The following is a 17,950-nucleotide window of genomic DNA, read 5'->3' on the forward strand; positions in this document are numbered from 1 at the left end:
AGGCCGTCGTCAGACGGTCTGTTTGGGTTCGCCGTGTTCAGCGGCAATGGCTTCATGGTGCCGGATGACTTCCGTGATGACGAAGTTCAAAAACTTCTCGGCGAAATCCGGGTCCAGATGAGCATCCTTGGCAAGCCTGCGCAGGCGTTCGATCTGGTATTCCTCGCGCGCCGGGTCGGCCGGCGGCAATTCGTATTGGGCTTTGAGGATGCCCACTTCCTTGGTGCAGCGAAAACGTTCCGCCAGCATGTGGATGAGCGCCGCGTCGATATTGTCGATCGACTGGCGGTATTGGCCGAGCTGTTCCTTCACCTTCGGATCAATCATGGCGTTCCGTCTCACTTCTTCTTCGGAAAACCGGGAAGGCCCGGCATGCCGCCGAGGCCCGGAAGTTTCGGTCCGCCAAGACCCGGAAGCCCGCCGCCGGGAAGGCCCGGCATCGAGCCCGGCTTGATGCCGGCCGCCTGCGCCTGCTTGGCAAGCGCCTCGAGCTGCTGCGGGTCGAGCTTGGAAAGATCGGGCATGCCACCCATGCCGCCCATGCCGCCACCCAGACCACCAAGGCCCATCTTGGCCGCCATGCCGCCCATCATCTGCTTCATCATGCCGCCCTTGCCCTTGCCGCCCATGGCTTTCATCATGTCGGCCATCTGGCGGTGCATTTTCAGGAGCTTGTTGATCTCGGCCGCATCCGTGCCGGAACCGGCGGCGATGCGCTTCTTGCGGGAATGCTTCAGCATATCCGGGTTGGCGCGCTCGGCCTTGGTCATCGAGGAGATGATGGCGATCTGGCGGGCAAACATCTTGTCGTTCATGCCGGCAGCCGCCAGCTTGTCCTTCATGCCGCCCATGCCCGGCATCAGGCCCATGATGCCGCCCATGCCGCCCATGTTCTGCATCTGGCGCAGCTGGTCGGCAAGATCGTTCAGGTCGAACTTGCCCTTGGCCATCTTCTCGGCCATGGCGCGCGCCTTGTCGGCGTCGATGTTTTCCGCGGCCTTCTCGACGAGCGAGACGATGTCGCCCATGCCGAGAATACGGTCTGCGATGCGGCGGGGATGAAACTCCTCCAGCTCAGACATCTTTTCGCCGACGCCGATCAGCTTGATCGGCTTGCCGGTCACGGCGCGCATGGAGAGCGCCGCACCGCCACGGCCATCGCCGTCCATGCGGGTGAGAACCAGGCCGGTGATGCCAACGCGCTCATCAAAATTGCGCGCCAGATTGACGGCGTCCTGGCCGGTCAGGCTGTCGGCCACCAGCAGGATTTCATGCGGATTGGCGCGGCGCTTGATCTCGGCCATTTCGGCCATCAGCGGCTCGTCGATATGCGTGCGGCCGGCGGTGTCGAGAATGACGACGTCATGGCCGCCGAGCTTTGCGGCCTGCACGGCGCGCGCGGCAATCTCTGTCGGCGACTGGCCGGCAATAATCGGTAGCGTGTCGATGCCGGTCTGCTGCCCAAGCTGGCGCAGTTGCTCCTGGGCGGCCGGGCGGCGCGTATCGAGCGAGGCCATCAAGACCTTCTTTCGGTCCCGCTCGGTCAGGCGCTTGGCAATCTTGCCCGATGTGGTGGTCTTGCCCGAACCCTGCAAGCCGACCATCATCACGACGACCGGTGCCGGCGCATGAAGATCGATCGACACGCCTTCTGAGCCCAGCATCTCGACCAGCTCGTCATGGACGATCTTGACGACCATCTGGCCGGGCTTGATGGATTTCAGAACCTCGGCGCCGACAGCCTTTTCGCGGACGCGATCGGTAAAGGCGCGCACGACTTCCAGCGCCACGTCTGCTTCCAGCAGCGCACGGCGAACCTCGCGCAGAGCGGCGGACACATCCGCTTCGCTCAATGCGCCACGGCCGGTCAGTCCACTCAAGATGGAGCCAAGACGGTCCTGGAGGCTTTCGAACATCGTTTCATCCTTCTAGACGTTGCTGGATCTTCTGATCCGAAACGTCGGGTCTCGCCCGCCAAAAAACAAGACGCAAAGCCGGATAGCACCCGAGGGCGCAACGCGCTGTCGGATGTTGACCTCCGGGATCTCTTTATACCTGTGACGGGTCCCGGTCGGCGGCGAAAGGTCTTGAAGCTTTCGGCAGATCGGGCGGCATTAGCAGCATGAAGGGCGCAAAGTCAAGGCTTGACGTCGGTTCGATAGGGTTTTGGTGCTTTGTCGGTGTGGGGGGCCATGCTAGACTTGGGCATAGTGACACCTGCAGTGGAGGCCAAGCGCCGTGTCCCTTTATATTCGTGATCCGAAAGTGGATGCCCTTGCCGGCGAACTGATGCAACGTCTTGGCGCCAAGAGCAAGACGGAAGCAGTGCGCCGTGCCTTGGAAAACGAGTTGAAGCGTGAGAACGAGAAGGTTCCTTTGGCAGAGCGTGTACGCAAATATCAGCGCGCCATAGCGGCACTCGGGCCTGCCGATCCCACCTATGACCACAAGGCCCACATGGATGAAGACTGGGAAATCTGATGTTCCTGGATGCTTCTGCTCTCGTTGCCATCATCGGTGACGAACCTGAGGCAGCGGCGCTGCTGGCAAAACTGGAGGCCTATTCCGGGCCGGTCTATTATTCTTCACTGGTTGTCTTTGAAACGGTGATTGCGCTCGCGCGCAAGCACAAGAATGCAGCTCTCGGTCAGCATGCATCAACGCCGTCGCCTTTGATCGCGCAGGTCGAAGCCGTGGTCGAGGCCTTCCTGCTCGATCTTGGCGCCATCGAAACGCCGATTGCCGCCGATGCACACCGGACAGCCCTTGCTGCTGCGCGCCGTTATGGTCGTGCCGTTGGCCATCCCGCCCGGCTGAATTTTGGCGATTGTTTCGCCTACGCCTCGGCGTCCGGGCTCGATGTGCCCCTGCTCTTTGTCGGCAATGATTTTGTCCAGACGGATATCAAGCCTGCGTGAGCGTATCCCGGCGCGCAACCTTAATGGGATGCGCGTTCTTGCCCGGCCTCCAGGGCATGCCTATACATTCCTGATGAAAAGACGCAATTTCCTGAAATGGACCGGTATCGGCGCCCTCTCATTCCTGGGAGGAGGGGTTACCACGGGGAGAGCCATGGCCGCCAATCGTTATTATTCAGGCCCGCTCTCCGATCATTTCGATGGGACGCGCTTTTTCAATCCCGGCGGTGAACAGCCGAAAGGGTTTGCCAACCTGTTGCGATGGAAATTCAACGGCAAGAACGTCGCCTGGCCGCCTGCATATCCGAGCGCCTTTGCCCCGGCGGTGCCTGAAAAGCGGCTCTCCGGAAACCGCCTGGCGGTGACCATGGTCGGTCATGCCTCGATGCTGATCCAGGTGGCCGGCCTCAACATCCTGACCGACCCCGTTTGGGCCGACCGCACGAGCCCCGTCAGCTTTGCCGGGCCGAAGCGCGTCAATCCGCCCGGAATCCGGCTGGAAGACCTGCCGCCCATCGATGTCGTGATCGTCACCCACAATCACTACGACCATCTCGACATCGACACGCTGAAGCGGATCCATGAGAAGCATCGGCCGCATTTCGTTACCCCGCTCGGCAATGATGCGATCTTTGCCTCGGCGCTGGATGATCCGCGCATAACGGTCATGGATTGGGGCCATAACGTCTATCTCGGCAAGAACGTTACCCTTCATTGCGAGCCGTGCCACCACTGGTCGGCCCGCGGCATCGGTGACAGGAGCATGGCGCTCTGGGCCGCCTTCGTCATCGAAACCTTGGCGGGAAAAATCTATCACATCGGCGATACCGGCTTTCACGACGGCATCAACTACCGGGCCGCCGGCAAAAAGTATGGCGACTTTCGCCTCGCCATCCTGCCGGTCGGTGCCTATGAGCCGCGCTGGTTCATGAAGGGGCAGCACCAGAACCCGGCAGAAGCCGTGGCGGGCATGCAGCTTGCCGGCGCCACCCATGCGGTGGGACACCACTGGGGCACGTTCAAGCTGACCGACGAAGGCATCGAGGAGCCGCTCGCTGCCCTGCGGGATGCACTCTCGGCCGCAAAGATCGAGCCGGAGCGTTTTCGCGCCCTGCGACCCGGCGAGGTTTTTGAGGTGCCTGAGGCCTGAGATCGGCGTTGGTTTCGTCAGACAGTGGCCACGAGAGAGTGTGAGGCGGTTCAGTTGCTGCGCTTGCGCCCGGCCATCACGATAGCCGCGCCGAGAATCGCGGAGGGTTCGCCCTTGGCCGTGGAGGATTGCACGAGGATCGCGCAGCCGTCCTTCTTGGAGCGGCCCATGGTCTTGGCCGGCAGCGTGATCTTCAGCGAGGTGCCATCCCACATGCCGACCGTCTGCACGTCGTAGACGCTGTGCCAATATTCGATCTTGCGACCGCTGTTTTCACCGCGCATCACGTCGATCTGCTCCTGCTTGGTGAAATAGGCCACCACCACATCGGCGCGTCCCTGGCCGGCGCCAATATCGATCTCGATTTCGTCATTGTTCATGCGGGCCGAAACCGGCACGGAAAGTCCCTGGCCGGCGGATTTAAGGCTGTCGAGCTTGCCGTTGATGGCGCCAAGGTCCGTGCCCTTGACGTGTTCCCGACCGTTGATGATGGCCTGCGGCGTATAGACGCCGCTGCGCCCCATGGAATGGGCATAGCCATACTGTCGCTCGGTATTTTCCTTGGAACTCAGCGTATCGGTCCAGCCGAGATAATTCCAGTAGTCGACATGATAGGAGAGGGCTACCACGTCACCCTGTTCAACCAGCGTCTTCAGCGCGGCATCGGCGGGGGGACAGGAGGCACAGCCCTGCGAGGTAAACAGTTCCACCACGCCCTTGGGCGCAAGCTGCGCGTCGCCGGCCAATGCTGCACCACCGCACATGCCGCCCGCCAGACCACCTGCCAGAAGCAGGGCGGTATGTTTGTTCAGCAGCATGGTCTTGGCCTTCTCAAGAAGCATTTTTCAAATCTTCATCGCGCAGCAAGGGGGAGCGTTGCGGCAAACCTACTCGCGACACCCATCAACCGGAAGTCACAAGCGGGTGAGACGCCGGGATGCGTGAAACATGCTCATGAAAATGCCGCCGGACAAGATCCGGCGGCATCCTTGATGTTGAAAAGTGAAATCAGGCAGCGAGGTCGCGCAGAACGGTCTGCAGAATGCCGCCATTGTTCATGTAGATCACCTCGTCCAGCGTATCGATGCGGCAAAGGATCTTGATTTCCTTCACGGAACCGTCCGCATAGGTGATCTTGGCGGTCTTCCATTCGCGCGGCTTGATCTCGCCGTCGAGGCCCTCGATGGTGACGGTCTCGTCGCCCTTGAGGTCCAGGGTCTGCCAGTTGGTGCCCTCTTCGAAGACGAAGGGCACGACGCCCATGCCGACGAGGTTCGAACGGTGAATACGCTCGAAGGACTGGGCGATCACGGCGCGAACGCCGAGCAGATTGGTGCCCTTGGCTGCCCAGTCACGCGAGGAACCGTTGCCGTATTCGACGCCGGCGAAGATGACCAGCGGCGTGCCTTCAGCCTTGTACTGCATGGCAGCGTCGTAGATCGACATCTCTTCCTTGGACGGATAGTGGACGGTGTAACCGCCTTCCTTGCCGTTCGGGCCAAGCATGAAGTTGCGGATGCGGATGTTGGCAAACGTGCCGCGCATCATCACTTCATGGTTGCCGCGGCGCGTGCCGTACTGGTTGAAGTCGGCAACACCAACGCCATTGCCCATGAGGTAGGCGCCGGCCGGCGAAGCCGCCTTGATGGAGCCTGCCGGAGAGATGTGGTCGGTGGTGATCTTGTCGCCGAACAGGCCGAGGATGCGTGCGCCTTCGATGTTCTTGACGCCCGAGCCGGCCTTGCCCATGCCGACGAAGTAAGGAGGGTTCTGCACATAGGTGGACTTGTCGTCCCAGGCATAGGTCTGGCCGTCCGGAACCTGCACGGCCTGCCAGTTGGCATCGCCCTTGAACACGTCTGCGTACTTCGTTTCGTAAAGTTCGCGGGTGACGTATTTCAGGATGAATTCCTGAATTTCGTGCGAGGTCGGCCAGATGTCCTTGAGGAAGACCGGGTTGCCGTCCTGATCGTTGCCGATCGGCTCCTTGGTCAGGTCCTTCTGGACGGTGCCGGCAAGCGCATAGGCGACGACGAGCGGCGGCGAAGCCAGGTAGTTGGCCTGGACGTCCGGCGAGATGCGGCCTTCGAAGTTACGGTTGCCCGAGAGCACGCCGGCGGTGATCAGGCCCTTGTCGTTGATCGTCTTGGAGATCGGCGCCCGCAGCGGACCGGAATTGCCGATGCAGGTGGTGCAACCGAAGCCGACCAGGTTGAAGCCCAGCGCATCCAGCGAGGTCTGCAGGCCCGACTTGGCGAGGTATTCGCCAACGACCTGGGATCCCGGTGCCAGCGAGGTCTTGACCCAGGGAGCCGACTTCAGGCCCTTGGCAACCGCGTTGCGGGCGAGAAGACCGGCGGCGATCAGAACGCTCGGGTTCGACGTGTTGGTGCACGACGTGATGGCGGCAATGGCCACATCGCCATGGCCGAGGTCGAAATCTTCACCTTCCACCGCATAGCGGTTGGAGAGCTGGCCGGGCTTCTTGTAGTCGTTCTCAAGAGCCGTTGCGAAGTTCGGCGCAATGGTTTCGAGGGCTAAGCGGCCTTCCGGACGCTTCGGGCCGGCCATGGACGGCACGACGTCGCCGAGATCCAGTTCCAGCGTGTCGGTGAAGACGAGATTTGCGCCGTCGCCATCGCGCCACATGCCTTGAGCCTTCGAATAGGCTTCGACGAGCGCGATCCGGTCCGTGGTGCGGCCCGACATGGTGAGGTAGTTGATGGTTTCGCCATCGACCGGGAAGAAGCCGCAGGTTGCGCCGTATTCCGGGCCCATGTTGCCGATGGTGGCACGGTCGGCAAGCGACATCGAATCAAGGCCGGGGCCGAAGAATTCGACGAACTTGGAGACGACGCCCTTCTTGCGCAGCATTTGCACGACGGTGAGCACGAGGTCGGTGGCGGTCACGCCTTCCTTCACCTTGCCGGTCAGCTTGAAGCCGATGACTTCGGGCAGGAGCATGGATACCGGCTGGCCGAGCATGGCCGCTTCCGCTTCGATGCCGCCAACGCCCCAGCCCAGAACGCCAAGACCATTGATCATGGTCGTGTGGCTGTCGGTGCCGACGCAGGTATCCGGATAGGCGATGGTTTCCCCGTCTTCTTCCTTGGTCCAGACGGTCTGGCCGAGATATTCCAGATTGACCTGGTGACAGATGCCGGTGCCGGGCGGCACGACGCGGAAGTTCTTGAATGCCTGCTGGCCCCACTTCAGGAAGCGGTAACGCTCGCCGTTGCGCTCATATTCGAGCTCGACGTTCTTGGCAAAGGCCGTCGGCGTGCCGAATTCGTCGACGATGACCGAGTGGTCGATGACGAGATCGACGGGAACGAGCGGGTTGATCTTTTCCGGATCGCCACCCAGCGACACCATGGCGTCGCGCATGGCGGCCAGGTCAACGACGGCGGGAACGCCGGTGAAGTCCTGCATCAGCACGCGAGCAGGACGGTAGGCGATTTCGTTTTCGACCTTGCCCTTGTTGTTGAGCCATGCGGCAACGGCCAGGATATGGTCCTTGGTGACCGTCTGGCCGTCTTCGAAACGCAGCAGGTTTTCGAGCAGAACCTTCATCGAGAAGGGCAGGTTGGCAACGCCCGGCAAGCCATTGGCTTCCGCCTTCGGCAGGCTGTAATACACATAGTCCTTGCCATCGACGGTAAGAACCGACCGACAATTGAAGCTGTCGAGAGACTTTGACACGGAATAATCCCCGCTGATACTAGAGCCAACACGCGCGTGCGGACGCCTATGCACTTCATGCACATCAGGATGCGGGTGCGACCATTTCCGCTGTCCGCACGAGAAGATTTTGTCTTCAGGTCCGGCGCAAGATGAAAATCACGCCGGTCGCTGGCGTGGTTGCGAAGCTTATAGATAATTTCTAAGAAAGGTTCCAGACTGAGATCGGCCAGATCGGCAGATTTTTTTCATCGCCCGGCCTCAAACGGAAACAAGGCAAATCTCATGCGGCTGATTGCCGAAACTCTTGCGGCGCGTCGCGGCGAGGATCTTATTTTTTCAAACATATCCTTTGCCTTAGGGAGCGGCGAGGCCATGGTGCTGACCGGCCGCAACGGGGCTGGAAAGTCGACACTTCTGCGTGTTGTGGCGGGCCTCATCCGCCCGGCAAAGGGCCGCGTGGACTGGGTCGGAAGCGGGGCAGGCGCGCTGCAACCTCCGGGCGAAGTCAGCCACTATCTCGGTCATCGCAACGCCATGAAACCCGAACTGACGGTGGCCGAAAACCTGGGCTTCTGGCGCGATTTCCTGGGCGACATGACCGGCGGCGCCGGGCTTTCGGTGGAGGAAGCCGCCGACCGGGTCGAGCTCCCAGCACTTCTCGATCTGCCCTTCGGCTATCTGTCGGCCGGCCAGCAGCGGCGCATGGCCTTTGCCAAGCTTCTGGTGGCGCATCGGCCTGTGTGGTTGCTGGACGAGCCGACGGCCGCGCTTGATGCCGCAGCAGAAGCACTGTTTGCAAGGCTCATCCGGGCGCATCTGACGGCCGGCGGCCTCGTGATCGCCGCAACCCACCAGCCGCTGGATTTCGAGGCAACGCAGCGCCTGGAGATGAAGGGGTTTCAGTACGCGGAGATGGAGGAGGGGATATGAACGAGCGGGTCTCAACGTGTCTGTCCTCATTCGCCCCTCATCTGCCTGCCGGCATCTTCTCCCCGTCAAAACGGGGAGAAGAACACTTGCCGCAACGGCGGAATTCCCCCTCTCCCCGCTTGCGGGGAGAGGGTTGGGGTGAGGGGCAAGCCGAAGAATGGGCATCATCATGACCGCCCTTCTCCTGCGCGACCTGAAGCTCTCCATTCGCGCCGGTGGCGGTGCGCTGATCGGCGTGCTGTTCTTCATGACATTGGTTGCCGTCATTCCCTTCGGCGTCGGACCCGATCTCAATCTTCTGGCGCGCATCGGCCCGGCCATCGTCTGGATCGGGGCACTGCTGGCGGCCCTTCTCGGGCTTGATCGTCTATTCCAGACCGAGCGGGAGGATGGGTCGCTCGATCTTCTCCTGATGCAGGAACATCCGCTGGTGCTGACGGTGCTGGTCAAATGCCTGGCGCACTGGCTGGCCAATGTGCTGCCGCTGGTGATTGCCTCACCGCTGCTCGGCCTGTTCATGAACATGAACGAGGTCGGCATCGGTGCGGTGATGCTGACGCTGCTTGTTGGTTCTCCGGCACTTACCTTTATCGGCGCTGTCGGCGCGGCGGTTGCCGTGACGCTGCCGCGCGGCGGGCTTCTCGTCTCCATCCTGGTGCTGCCGCTCTGCGTGCCGGTGTTGATCTTTGGGGTTTCGGCCTCCTATGCGGCGGTGGAAGATCCGGCTCCCTTCCTGCCGCCCTTCCTGATTCTGGTCGCCATCACGATGTTTTTTGCCGTGCTTGGCCCGCTTGGGGCTGCGCTGGCGTTGCGCAATGGCGGGGATTGACTAGAATCAAGTCAGCCTGCCGCGTCCGGCCTTAGAAGAGACCCATGACCGAGAGCCTTGCCATCACCAAATTCAGCGACCTTGCCAACCCGACGCGGTTTCTGGCGCTTGCTGCCCGTATTCTGCCCTGGCTCGCGGCGGTGACGGCGGCGCTGTTTGCAGTCGGGCTCTATCTCGCCTTTACCACGCAGGGCGATTACCAGCAGGGCGATACCGTGCGCATCATGTATGTGCATGTGCCGGCCGCCTGGCTGTCGATGATGTGTTATTCGGTGATGGCGCTGTCAGCGATCGGTACGCTGGTCTGGCGCCATCCGCTGGCCGATGTCAGCCACAAGGCGGCAGCACCGCTTGGAGCGGCGTTCACGCTGATTGCCCTTGTCACCGGCTCTCTCTGGGGGCGGCCCATGTGGGGCACGTGGTGGGTGTGGGATGCGCGCCTCACCTCCGTCTTCGTCCTGTTTCTGATGTATCTCGGGATCATAGCGCTGAACCGGGCCATGGATGATCCGTCCCGTGCGGCACGCCTCAGCGCCGTGCTGATCCTCGTCGGTTTCGTGAATATTCCGATCATCAAGTTTTCCGTGAACTGGTGGAATACCCTGCACCAGCCGGCAAGCGTCATCCGGCTTGGCGGTCCGACGATCGACGGCGAATTCCTGCGCCCGCTGCTGGTGATGGCGCTTGCCTTCACGCTTCTGTTCTTCACGCTCCACATCATGGCGATCCGCAACGAGATCTGGCGCCGCCGCGTGGCCACGCAAAGGCGCATGGCCGCCCGTCTCGCCGGCCGGGAGAGTTGATCCGATGAGCCACGCCTTCTACATCTACACATCCTACGGGATTGCGGGCATCGTCACGCTGTGTCTCATCGCCTGGACGGTGCTTGATGGCCGTGCCCGCCGCCGTGAACTCGCAGCGCTTGAGGCATCCGGCCTTCGCCGCCGGTCAGCAGCGGCTGCCGAGACACAAAACCCATGAGCACGAGCACCGAGGACAAGAGGCCGGAGGGTGGCCGCAGTGCTGCCCGCTATCTGCTGGCACTGATCCCGCTTGCGGTGTTTGCGGGCTTTGCCCTTGTCGCCGGCAAGATGCTCTACGATCAGGATGTCAACGGGCTGGACGTTTCGGCCATCCCGTCAGCGCTGATCGGCAAGACGGCGCCATCACTGTCGCTGCCGCCGCTCGAAGGTTCGCAGACACCGGCGCTGACGGACGCGGCCATGAAGGGCAAGCTGACGCTCGTCAACGTCTTTGCCTCCTGGTGCGTGCCATGCCGGCAGGAGCATCCGATGCTAAAGGAGCTTGCCAAGGACAGCCGCATCACACTCGTCGGTATCAACTACAAGGACCGCAACGACAACGCCCTGCGGTTTCTCGGCGAACTCGGCAATCCCTATGATGCGATTGGTGTCGATCCGAACGGCAAGGCAGCTATTGACTGGGGCGTCTACGGCATTCCGGAAAGCTATCTCGTCGGCGCGGACGGCACCATCCTTTACAAGAAGGTCGGGCCCTTCGATGAGCGCAGCGTGACAGACGGCCTGATGCCGGCCATCGAGAAGGCGTTGGCAGCACCGCGCTGACGTATCATTTTGTGATACGTTTGCTTGACGGTGGAAGCGTATCAACTTACGATACCAAAACTTGGTGTGCTATGATCCGCTCGTTCCGGGACAAACTGACGGCATCGATTGATGATGGTTCGGTGCGCAAGGGATTTCCCGCCGAGCTTATCCGCAGGACACAGCAGATGCTGGTTCTTCTGGATGCCGCGGTTGCTCTTGACGATCTCAGATCGCCGCCCGGGAACCGCCTGGAAAAATTATCCGGCGACCGCTAAGGCCAGTATTCCCTGCGCATCAATGGCAAATGGCGGATTTGCTTCCAATGGAACAACGGCGGCGCGGACAATGTCGAGGTTGTGGACTATCATTGAAGGCAAGACGTCGATCGGAGGTACGGAATGTCAGCAAGCAAGGCCCCCGCAATTCACCCGGGCGAAATTCTGCGCGACCTCTATCTTGAACCACTGGATATGACGGCTTACGCACTAGCAAAAAAGCTGCATGTGCCCCGCACGCGTATCGAAAGACTGGTGGTGGGCAAGGTGGGTGTAACGGCAGACACGGCGCTTCGGCTTGCAAAATTCTTCCGCACGACGCCCGAGCTGTGGCTGAACCTTCAGGCCTCCTATGACATCAAGATCGAGCGGGCAAACCTTGCGGCTGAACTCGAGCAGATTGTCGAGATCAACGAGGCTGCCTGACGAGGCCGCCTACAGCGCCCCCTGCCACGCCCTGATCGCATCGACAGGCCAGACCAGCATCAGCACGTTGAGGGTGAGGTTGTCGCGGATGAGGAAGCCGGTCAGGAGTTCGAAGCCGATGGCAAGCGCGACCGTCAGCCAGATCGGCGCGCGGGCGGCAAAAAGGAAGCCGAGGGCCATGAACACGGTGTCCATCGCCGAATTCAAGATGCTGTCGCCTTCGTAGCCGACCGCCATGGTGGCGGAGCGGTAGCGATCGATGATGATCGGCGAATTTTCTAGAAGCTCCCAGGCCGCCTCGATGAAGGTCGCGAGCGCCAGGCGCTTGCCGAGAGATCCTTTGCGCAGAACCAGCCATCCGAGACCATAGAACAGGAAGCCGTGGATGATGTGGGAGGGCGTGTACCAGTCGGACAGGTGCTGCGAATTGCCCGGCGAATTCACGCCCGGTTCAAACAGCTTGATGGTGCCGCAGGAGCAGATCCAGAGCCGCCCCATCAGATGTTCAGACAGGACCTGGACGAGCAAGATCACGAGGGCGACGACGAACCAGAAGTGCCCTGACCGAAAGACCGTCGATCCGCCCTGTCCGTTCACGTGCCGTCCTCGGTCTTTGCCGGCAGCGAATGCTTCATGATGAGCGGCATCTGGGCAAGCGTGAAGATGATGGTGATCGGCATCGTGCCCCAGACCTTGAAGTTGACCCAGACGGCATCGGAAAAATTGCGCCAGACGACTTCGTTCAGCAAGGCGAGAACCAGGAAGAAGATGCCCCAGCGCAGCGACAGCTTGCGCCAGCCCTCGTCCGTCAGCTGGAAGGCGGCATTGAAGACATAGCCGAGCAGCGACTTGCCGAACAGCAGGCCGCCAAGCAGCACCACGCCGAACAGCGTGTTGACGATGGTCGGCTTCATCTTGATGAAAGTCTCGTCCTGCAGCCATATCGACAGGCCGCCAAACACCATGACGACGATACCGGACACGAAGGGCATGATCGGCAGATGCTTGAAGACGATCTTTGAGACGATCAGTGACAGCACGGTGGCCGCCATGAAGAGGCCGGTTGCCACGAGAAGCGGGCCGCCAAGCGCCGAAAGCGCCGGAAATTTTTCAATCAGCCATTCGCCGCGCAGATTGGCAAAGAAGAACACCAGAAGCGGGCCGATTTCCAGCACCAATTTAAGGGTCGGATGCTCCTTTTCCTGGCGCGTCGGCGTCGTGTCGCTGTCAAAGCTCTGCATGGTGCTGGACTTTATCTCCTGGGGGACTTGCCGCTGCAAATCCGTTTTTTCTGTCTCATCCGGCTTCTGTGTCATCAATGCGTCAGGCCGGCAATGGCGCTGGCGAAATCCTCGGCCTCGAAGGGTTCAAGGTCATCAACCCCTTCGCCGACGCCGATGAAATAGACCGGCAGCTTGTGCTTGGCGGCGATGGCAACAAGAATGCCGCCGCGCGCGGTGCCGTCGAGCTTGGTCATGATCAGGCCGCTGACGCCGGCGACATTGCGAAAGATTTCCACCTGGTTCATGGCGTTCTGACCGGTGGTGGCGTCTAGCGTCTGCAAGACGGTGTGCGGTGCATCGGGATCGAGCTTGCCGAGCACGCGCACAATCTTTTCGAGTTCCGCCATCAGCTCTGCCTTGTTCTGCAGGCGCCCGGCGGTATCGATGATCAGCACGTCGCATTTCTTTTGGCGCGCCTGCTCGAAGGCATCATAGGCAAGGCCTGCCGCATCGGCGCCGAGCTTGGTGCCGATGAATTCGGATTTCGTCCGGTCCGCCCAGATCTTCAGCTGCTCGATAGCCGCGGCGCGGAACGTGTCGCCGGCTGCCAGCATCACCTTCAGGCCGGAGCCGGACAGCTTTGCGGCCAGCTTGCCGATGGTCGTCGTCTTGCCGGTGCCGTTGACGCCGACAACGAGGATGACATGCGGCTTGTGGTTCAAATCAAGCGCCAGCGGCTTTGCCACCGGCTTCAGCACCTTGGTGATTTCGCTCGCCATGATGCGCGACACGTCCTCACCGCTCACATCCTTGCCATAGCGTTCGGACGACAGCGTATCGGCAATGCGCATGGCGGTTTCGACGCCGAGATCGGCCTGGATCAGCAGGTCTTCCAGCTCCTCCAGCGTCGCTTCATCCAGCTTGCGCTTGGTGAAAAGCGCCGTGATCTGGCCCGTCAGCTGGGACGAGGTGCGGGAAAGGCCTTCCCGCAGGCGCTGGAACCAGGTGAGTTTTGGCCGCTCGACGACGGCGATTGGGGCTTCCTCGACGCGGGTGGCAAAACCTTTGGGCAGGATGATGTCGGCGGGCGGGACATCATTGGCTGACGTATCTGCCGTGACGCCGACCCCCTCTGCCCTGCCGGGCATCTCCCCCACAAGGGGGGAGATCACGGAGGCATCGTCGAGGCCTGCATTCAATTCCGTATCGATGGCAGGGGTTTCAGCGTCTGACAGTGGACGCGGCGCTAGCCCCAAATCGATCTCCCCCCTTGTGGGGGAGATGCCCGGCAGGGCAGAGGGGGCGGTGTCGCCACCCTCCAGGCCCTCCGCCTCGGCTTCCGCCTGTAAGAGAGACAGCGGCACCATGCCCATGTCGCCCGGAAGCAGATCGGCAGCCGGCAAAAGCGACGCTTCATCCTCTTCACCAAGATCATCAGCGGCGGGGCCGCCGGCGGTGTCCATCTCTATCCCGGCCACCGGATCGACCGGAGACACGGCAAGATCTTCTGCGCGGGAATGCGGTTCGGTTTCGGTCTGAAGGGCAGCCTGCTCTTCAAGCGTCAAAGTCTCATCGGCCAGGCCCTCGGCCGCCTTGTCTTGCGCCGGCGCCTTGTCCTTGCCGAAGGTAAAAACCTTTTTGATGAAGCCGAGCGCCATGAAAAATCCGTTTCGTCACGCCGCCCGGGCGGCGGCAAGCTGCATGTTCAAGTGTTTGCCGTTATGGCCTGTCAACTCCACCTCTACCAGATCCCGTGGGCGAAGGCTTGGCGCGGCAACGACGGAGAAGTTCTCGGTATGGGCGAAACCGTTCATCTCCACAAGGATGCTCTGGCGGGTTCCAACCATCCGGTCGAGATGCGCAATGTGAAGTTCGTCACCGGTAACGCGAAGCCGGGCGGCCCGTTCCTTCACCAGCGCCCGGTCCAGCTGCGGCATGCGGGCAGCGGGCGTGCCGGGGCGCGGGCTATAGGGGAAGACGTGCAGGAAGGACAGGCCGCATTCTCTCGCATGGCGCACGGCATTCTCGAACATGTCCTCCGTTTCCGTCGGGAAACCGGCGATCATGTCGGCACCGAATGTCATCTGCGGACGCAGCGCCCGCACTTTTTCGACAAAGGCCAGTGCATCGGCGCTGGAATGCCGACGCTTCATGCGCTTCAGGATCATGTCATCGCCATGCTGCAGCGACAGATGCAGATGCGGCATGAAACGCGGCTCGTCGGCAATCAGGTCGAGCAGGTGATCGTCGGCCTCGATGCTGTCGATGGAAGATAGCCGAAGGCGCAAAATCTCCGGTACCTGCTTCAACAGCGTTTTGGCCAGGAGCCCAAGCGTCGGAGTGCCCGGCAGGTCGGCGCCAAAACTTGTCGCATCGACGCCGGTGAGAACGATTTCCCGGTAACCGGCCTCCACCAGTTTTCGGGCCTGATCGACCACAGCGCCCATCGGCACCGAGCGGGAATTGCCGCGCCCATAGGGAATGATGCAGAAGGTGCAGCGGTGATCGCAGCCGTTCTGCACCTGGATGAAGGCCCGCACATGGCCATCGATGTGCTTGACCATCTGCGGCGCGGTGGCCTTCACGCTCATGATATCGTTGACGCGCAGCTTTTCTTCCGCCGAAACGCCGAAATCCGGCAGGCCGCGATAGGAGGCGCTCTTCAGCTTTTCCTCATTGCCGAGAACCGCATCCACTTCCGGCATGGCGCTGAATGTCGCGGCCTCCGTCTGCGCAGCGCAGCCGGTCACGATGATGCGGGCATGGGGATTTTCGCGACGTGCCCGGCGAATGGCCTGTCGCGCCTGGCGCACGGCCTCTCCCGTCACGGCGCAGGTATTGACCAGCACGGCATTGTTCAGCCCGGCCTTTTCAGCCTCGGCGCGCATGACCTCGGATTCGTATGTGTTCAGCCGGCAGCCGAAGGTGATGACCTCGACGCCGCTCACCGGACGCCTGCCTCCGGCTCCGCATCGCGGGTGAAATCACCCGTGTTCGGGTCGAGATGGCCCGACCATTCCCATTCGGCCGGCCCCGTCATCACCACATGATCGTCGTCTCGCCACTCGATCGTGAGCGTGCCGCGATTGGGGCTGGAGGCGACGGTGATGGAGACGGTGCGCTGCGTTCTTCCCGTGCGGGCACCGGACACGCCGGCAGCACAGGCGGCCGATCCGCAGGCAAGCGTCAAGCCGGCGCCGCGCTCCCAGGTGCGGGTCACCATCTGTGTCGGCGAGATTACCTGGGCGAGTGTGATATTGGCCTTTTCCGGAAACATCGGATGGTTTTCAAGCAGCGGTCCGAAGCGGTCGAGATCAAACGTCATCGGATCGCGATCGACCCAGAAAACCGCATGGGGATTGCCCATCGACATCGCCGCGGGCGAATGCAGCACGGGTGCATCGATCGGCCCGATCTGCAGTTCAATCCGGCTGGTATCGAAAAACTCTTCCGACAGCGGGATCTTGTCCCATTCAAAGACCGGCTTTCCCATGTCGACGGAAATCGTGCCATCGGCATGTTCCTGCGCATTGAGGATGCCGGCAACCGTCTGGAAGGTAAAAGCCTTGCGCCCGCTTTCGGCAGACAGCGCCTGCACCACGCAGCGCGTGCCATTGCCGCAGGCCTGCGCCTTCGTGCCATCGCAATTCAGGATATCGATATAGGCATCCGTGCTTGACAGTTTTGGATCATGGATCGCCATGATCTGGTCAAAACCCGTCTCTGCCTCAGCGGCAAGCGCGATGGCGGCCTGCGGGGTGACGTGATCTTTGCGGCCGCGCATATCCACAACGAGGATCTTGTTACCAAGCCCGTTCATCTTTGCAAATTCGACCGTATTATCCATGACGTCACCCATTCGGCGCGTTTTTTCGACGCCGCTTTCGGCCTATATGGCGGAAAAGCGGCCTGATTTAAAGAGGCGGGCGCGATCCGCTAGCCACCGCGCCGCCGCTCGATGCACGGCGCCATCACGCAGAGCAGTTCAAACAGGATGTTTGCCCCGGCAAGCGCCGTCATGCCGGCGAGATCGAAGGGTGGCGCAACCTCCACCACATCGGCCCCGACGATATCGACGCCGGCCAGCAGCCGCACCAAGCCTTGAGCCTCGCGGGTGGAAAAGCCGCCGATCTCAGGCGTGCCGGTGCCGGGGGCCATCGAGGGGTCGATGCTGTCGATATCGAAGGTGACATAGGTCGGGCCGGTGCCGGCAATGGCGCGCGCTTCTTCCATCACGGAGACTGCGCCGCGCTCGACGAATTCCTCCATGTAGATGATGCGGATGCCCTGGCTTTTGGCCCAGTCATGGTCGGTCGTGTCGTAGATCGAGCCGCGAATGCCGATCTGTACCATGCGCTTCGGGTCCAGCAGGCCTTCCTCGATGGCGCGGCGGAAGGGCGTGCCGTGGGTGTAGCGGTTGCCGCCGAAATAGCTGTCATTGGTATCGGTATGGGCATCGAAATGGATGAGGCCGACCGGGCGGTTTTTGGCGACCGCCCGCAGCACCGGCAGCGTCGTCAGGTGATCGCCGCCGACGGCAAGCGGCAGCGCGCCGGCTGCAACGATCGCCGCAATGCCGGCCTCGATGCGGGTCAGACCATCCATGAGGTCGATGGGGTTGACCGAGACATCGCCGACATCGGCGACATTGGCGATCGAAAATGGCTCGACGCCGGAGACGTGATGGACGCGGCGAATGAGGCTTGACTGGTTGCGCACCTCGCGCGGCCCATGGCGGGCGCCGGCGCGGTTCGTTGTGCCGCCATCCCAGGGAATGCCGACCAGCGCAATATCGAGACCATCCGCAGAGGTCACTGCCGGCAGGCGCATGAAGGTGGAGTGGCCGGCAAAACGCGGCACTTCGGCGGCATCAACAGGTTGGTGAAATTGCGCATTCACGGGGGACGGCTCCAATGCAATCAGGATGAAGGCGGGCGAAAGATTGCC

19 protein-coding genes and 1 pseudogene are annotated in these 17,950 nt (G+C 61.6%); 10 read left to right on the forward strand and 10 right to left on the reverse strand.

The window, feature by feature from the left end; genetic code table 11:
* Positions 1-9: 9 nt before the first annotated feature.
* A complete protein-coding gene (locus tag ACEXP3_RS11105) occupies positions 10-327 on the reverse strand; it encodes a chorismate mutase (RefSeq protein ID WP_377297322.1) in 318 nt (105 codons plus the stop codon).
* 11 nt (positions 328-338) lie between these two features.
* On the reverse strand, positions 339-1,916 hold the full coding sequence (gene ffh, locus ACEXP3_RS11110) for a signal recognition particle protein (protein ID WP_377297323.1): 1,578 nt from the start codon (positions 1,914-1,916) through the stop codon (positions 339-341).
* A gap of 322 nt (positions 1,917-2,238) precedes the next feature.
* On the opposite strand from ffh, the gene ACEXP3_RS11115 reads away from it, so the two are divergent.
* From ACEXP3_RS11115 to ACEXP3_RS11125, 3 genes are read left to right on the forward strand one after another with little or no spacing between them, the layout of a single operon-like run.
* Positions 2,239-2,481: a type II toxin-antitoxin system VapB family antitoxin gene (locus ACEXP3_RS11115; protein WP_377297324.1), complete on the forward strand. Its 243-nt coding sequence runs from the start codon at positions 2,239-2,241 to the stop codon at positions 2,479-2,481.
* Positions 2,481-2,918 (forward strand): type II toxin-antitoxin system VapC family toxin, encoded by a 438-nt coding sequence (locus tag ACEXP3_RS11120; RefSeq protein ID WP_377297325.1) that lies wholly within the window; start codon positions 2,481-2,483, stop codon positions 2,916-2,918. The genes ACEXP3_RS11115 and ACEXP3_RS11120 overlap by 1 nt, the downstream gene beginning before the upstream one ends.
* Positions 2,919-2,946: 28 nt before the next feature.
* A complete protein-coding gene (locus tag ACEXP3_RS11125) occupies positions 2,947-4,068 on the forward strand; it encodes an MBL fold metallo-hydrolase (RefSeq protein ID WP_377297326.1) in 1,122 nt (373 codons plus the stop codon).
* A gap of 50 nt (positions 4,069-4,118) precedes the next feature.
* On the opposite strand, the gene ACEXP3_RS11130 is transcribed toward ACEXP3_RS11125, so the two are convergent.
* Complete coding sequence (locus tag ACEXP3_RS11130) at positions 4,119-4,832, reverse strand: DUF1223 domain-containing protein (protein ID WP_245366487.1); 714 nt, start codon at positions 4,830-4,832, stop codon at positions 4,119-4,121.
* 244 nt (positions 4,833-5,076) lie between these two features.
* Positions 5,077-7,770 (reverse strand): aconitate hydratase AcnA, encoded by a 2,694-nt coding sequence (gene acnA, locus ACEXP3_RS11135; protein ID WP_377297327.1) that lies wholly within the window; start codon positions 7,768-7,770, stop codon positions 5,077-5,079.
* A 264-nt stretch (positions 7,771-8,034) separates the two neighbouring features.
* Between acnA and ccmA the strand changes: the two genes are divergently transcribed.
* The 7 genes and pseudogenes from ccmA to ACEXP3_RS11170 all read left to right on the forward strand — a co-directional run bounded on the left by ccmA (position 8,035) and on the right by ACEXP3_RS11170 (position 11,780).
* On the forward strand, positions 8,035-8,682 hold the full coding sequence (ccmA, locus tag ACEXP3_RS11140; RefSeq protein WP_377297328.1) for a heme ABC exporter ATP-binding protein CcmA: 648 nt from the start codon (positions 8,035-8,037) through the stop codon (positions 8,680-8,682).
* Positions 8,683-8,851: 169 nt separating this feature from the next.
* Positions 8,852-9,511, forward strand: a complete 660-nt coding sequence (gene ccmB, locus ACEXP3_RS11145; protein ID WP_377297329.1) for a heme exporter protein CcmB — start codon at positions 8,852-8,854, stop codon at positions 9,509-9,511.
* Positions 9,512-9,555: 44 nt separating this feature from the next.
* Positions 9,556-10,314, forward strand: a complete 759-nt coding sequence (locus ACEXP3_RS11150) for a heme ABC transporter permease (protein ID WP_210105899.1) — start codon at positions 9,556-9,558, stop codon at positions 10,312-10,314.
* Between the two features lie 4 nt (positions 10,315-10,318).
* On the forward strand, positions 10,319-10,492 hold the full coding sequence (gene ccmD, locus ACEXP3_RS11155; RefSeq protein WP_377297330.1) for a heme exporter protein CcmD: 174 nt from the start codon (positions 10,319-10,321) through the stop codon (positions 10,490-10,492).
* The gene (locus ACEXP3_RS11160) at positions 10,489-11,097 is read left to right on the forward strand and encodes a DsbE family thiol:disulfide interchange protein (RefSeq protein ID WP_377297331.1); all 609 of its coding nucleotides are present in this window, start codon (positions 10,489-10,491) and stop codon (positions 11,095-11,097) included. The genes ccmD and ACEXP3_RS11160 overlap by 4 nt, the downstream gene beginning before the upstream one ends.
* A gap of 71 nt (positions 11,098-11,168) precedes the next feature.
* A pseudogene (locus tag ACEXP3_RS11165) lies at positions 11,169-11,450 on the forward strand (type II toxin-antitoxin system RelE/ParE family toxin).
* Between the two features lie 27 nt (positions 11,451-11,477).
* On the forward strand, positions 11,478-11,780 hold the full coding sequence (locus ACEXP3_RS11170) for a HigA family addiction module antitoxin (RefSeq protein WP_377297332.1): 303 nt from the start codon (positions 11,478-11,480) through the stop codon (positions 11,778-11,780).
* 9 nt (positions 11,781-11,789) lie between these two features.
* On the opposite strand, the gene ACEXP3_RS11175 is transcribed toward ACEXP3_RS11170, so the two are convergent.
* The 6 genes from ACEXP3_RS11175 to speB form a co-directional block, all read right to left on the reverse strand.
* A complete protein-coding gene (locus ACEXP3_RS11175; RefSeq protein ID WP_377297333.1) occupies positions 11,790-12,377 on the reverse strand; it encodes a DUF2585 domain-containing protein in 588 nt (195 codons plus the stop codon).
* Positions 12,374-13,021 (reverse strand): septation protein A, encoded by a 648-nt coding sequence (locus ACEXP3_RS11180; RefSeq protein ID WP_377297334.1) that lies wholly within the window; start codon positions 13,019-13,021, stop codon positions 12,374-12,376. The genes ACEXP3_RS11175 and ACEXP3_RS11180 overlap by 4 nt, the downstream gene beginning before the upstream one ends.
* Positions 13,022-13,095: 74 nt before the next feature.
* On the reverse strand, positions 13,096-14,661 hold the full coding sequence (gene ftsY, locus ACEXP3_RS11185) for a signal recognition particle-docking protein FtsY (RefSeq protein WP_377297335.1): 1,566 nt from the start codon (positions 14,659-14,661) through the stop codon (positions 13,096-13,098).
* 15 nt (positions 14,662-14,676) lie between these two features.
* Positions 14,677-15,951: a tRNA (N(6)-L-threonylcarbamoyladenosine(37)-C(2))-methylthiotransferase MtaB gene (gene mtaB, locus ACEXP3_RS11190; protein WP_377297336.1), complete on the reverse strand. Its 1,275-nt coding sequence runs from the start codon at positions 15,949-15,951 to the stop codon at positions 14,677-14,679.
* Positions 15,948-16,850 carry a diaminopimelate epimerase gene (gene dapF / locus ACEXP3_RS11195; RefSeq protein ID WP_377297337.1) on the reverse strand — a complete coding sequence of 301 codons (903 nt, stop codon included), beginning with the start codon at positions 16,848-16,850 and terminating at the stop codon, positions 15,948-15,950. Before dapF ends, mtaB begins: the two co-directional genes overlap by 4 nt.
* Before the next feature lie 89 nt (positions 16,851-16,939).
* Positions 16,940-17,902: an agmatinase gene (gene speB, locus ACEXP3_RS11200; protein WP_377297338.1), complete on the reverse strand. Its 963-nt coding sequence runs from the start codon at positions 17,900-17,902 to the stop codon at positions 16,940-16,942.
* Between the last annotated feature and the right edge of the window lie 48 nt (positions 17,903-17,950).

Origin of the sequence: Neorhizobium fuzhouense (assembly GCF_042611105.1) — a bacterium.
In the GTDB taxonomy this organism is placed as follows: Bacteria; Pseudomonadota; Alphaproteobacteria; order Rhizobiales; family Rhizobiaceae; genus Neorhizobium; species Neorhizobium galegae_A.

Excerpts from the sequence above, each read along its gene's own strand:
- ACEXP3_RS11105 (WP_377297322.1), bottom strand. The coding sequence starts at position 327 with ATGATTGATCCGAAGGTGAAGGAACAGCTCGGCCAATACCGCCAGTCG.
- ccmB (WP_377297329.1), top strand. The coding sequence starts at position 8,852 with ATGACCGCCCTTCTCCTGCGCGACCTGAAGCTCTCCATTCGCGCCGGT.
- ACEXP3_RS11170 (WP_377297332.1), top strand. The coding sequence starts at position 11,478 with ATGTCAGCAAGCAAGGCCCCCGCAATTCACCCGGGCGAAATTCTGCGC.
- ACEXP3_RS11130 (WP_245366487.1), bottom strand. The coding sequence starts at position 4,832 with ATGTGCGGTGGTGCAGCATTGGCCGGCGACGCGCAGCTTGCGCCCAAG.
- ACEXP3_RS11120 (WP_377297325.1), top strand. The coding sequence starts at position 2,481 with ATGTTCCTGGATGCTTCTGCTCTCGTTGCCATCATCGGTGACGAACCT.
- ACEXP3_RS11160 (WP_377297331.1), top strand. The coding sequence starts at position 10,489 with ATGAGCACGAGCACCGAGGACAAGAGGCCGGAGGGTGGCCGCAGTGCT.
- ACEXP3_RS11180 (WP_377297334.1), bottom strand. The coding sequence starts at position 13,021 with ATGCAGAGCTTTGACAGCGACACGACGCCGACGCGCCAGGAAAAGGAG.
- ccmA (WP_377297328.1), top strand. The coding sequence starts at position 8,035 with ATGCGGCTGATTGCCGAAACTCTTGCGGCGCGTCGCGGCGAGGATCTT.
- ffh (WP_377297323.1), bottom strand. The coding sequence starts at position 1,916 with ATGTTCGAAAGCCTCCAGGACCGTCTTGGCTCCATCTTGAGTGGACTG.
- dapF (WP_377297337.1), bottom strand. The coding sequence starts at position 16,850 with ATGGATAATACGGTCGAATTTGCAAAGATGAACGGGCTTGGTAACAAG.
- ACEXP3_RS11125 (WP_377297326.1), top strand. The coding sequence starts at position 2,947 with ATGCGCGTTCTTGCCCGGCCTCCAGGGCATGCCTATACATTCCTGATG.
- ftsY (WP_377297335.1), bottom strand. The coding sequence starts at position 14,661 with ATGGCGCTCGGCTTCATCAAAAAGGTTTTTACCTTCGGCAAGGACAAG.
- ACEXP3_RS11150 (WP_210105899.1), top strand. The coding sequence starts at position 9,556 with ATGACCGAGAGCCTTGCCATCACCAAATTCAGCGACCTTGCCAACCCG.
- ccmD (WP_377297330.1), top strand. The coding sequence starts at position 10,319 with ATGAGCCACGCCTTCTACATCTACACATCCTACGGGATTGCGGGCATC.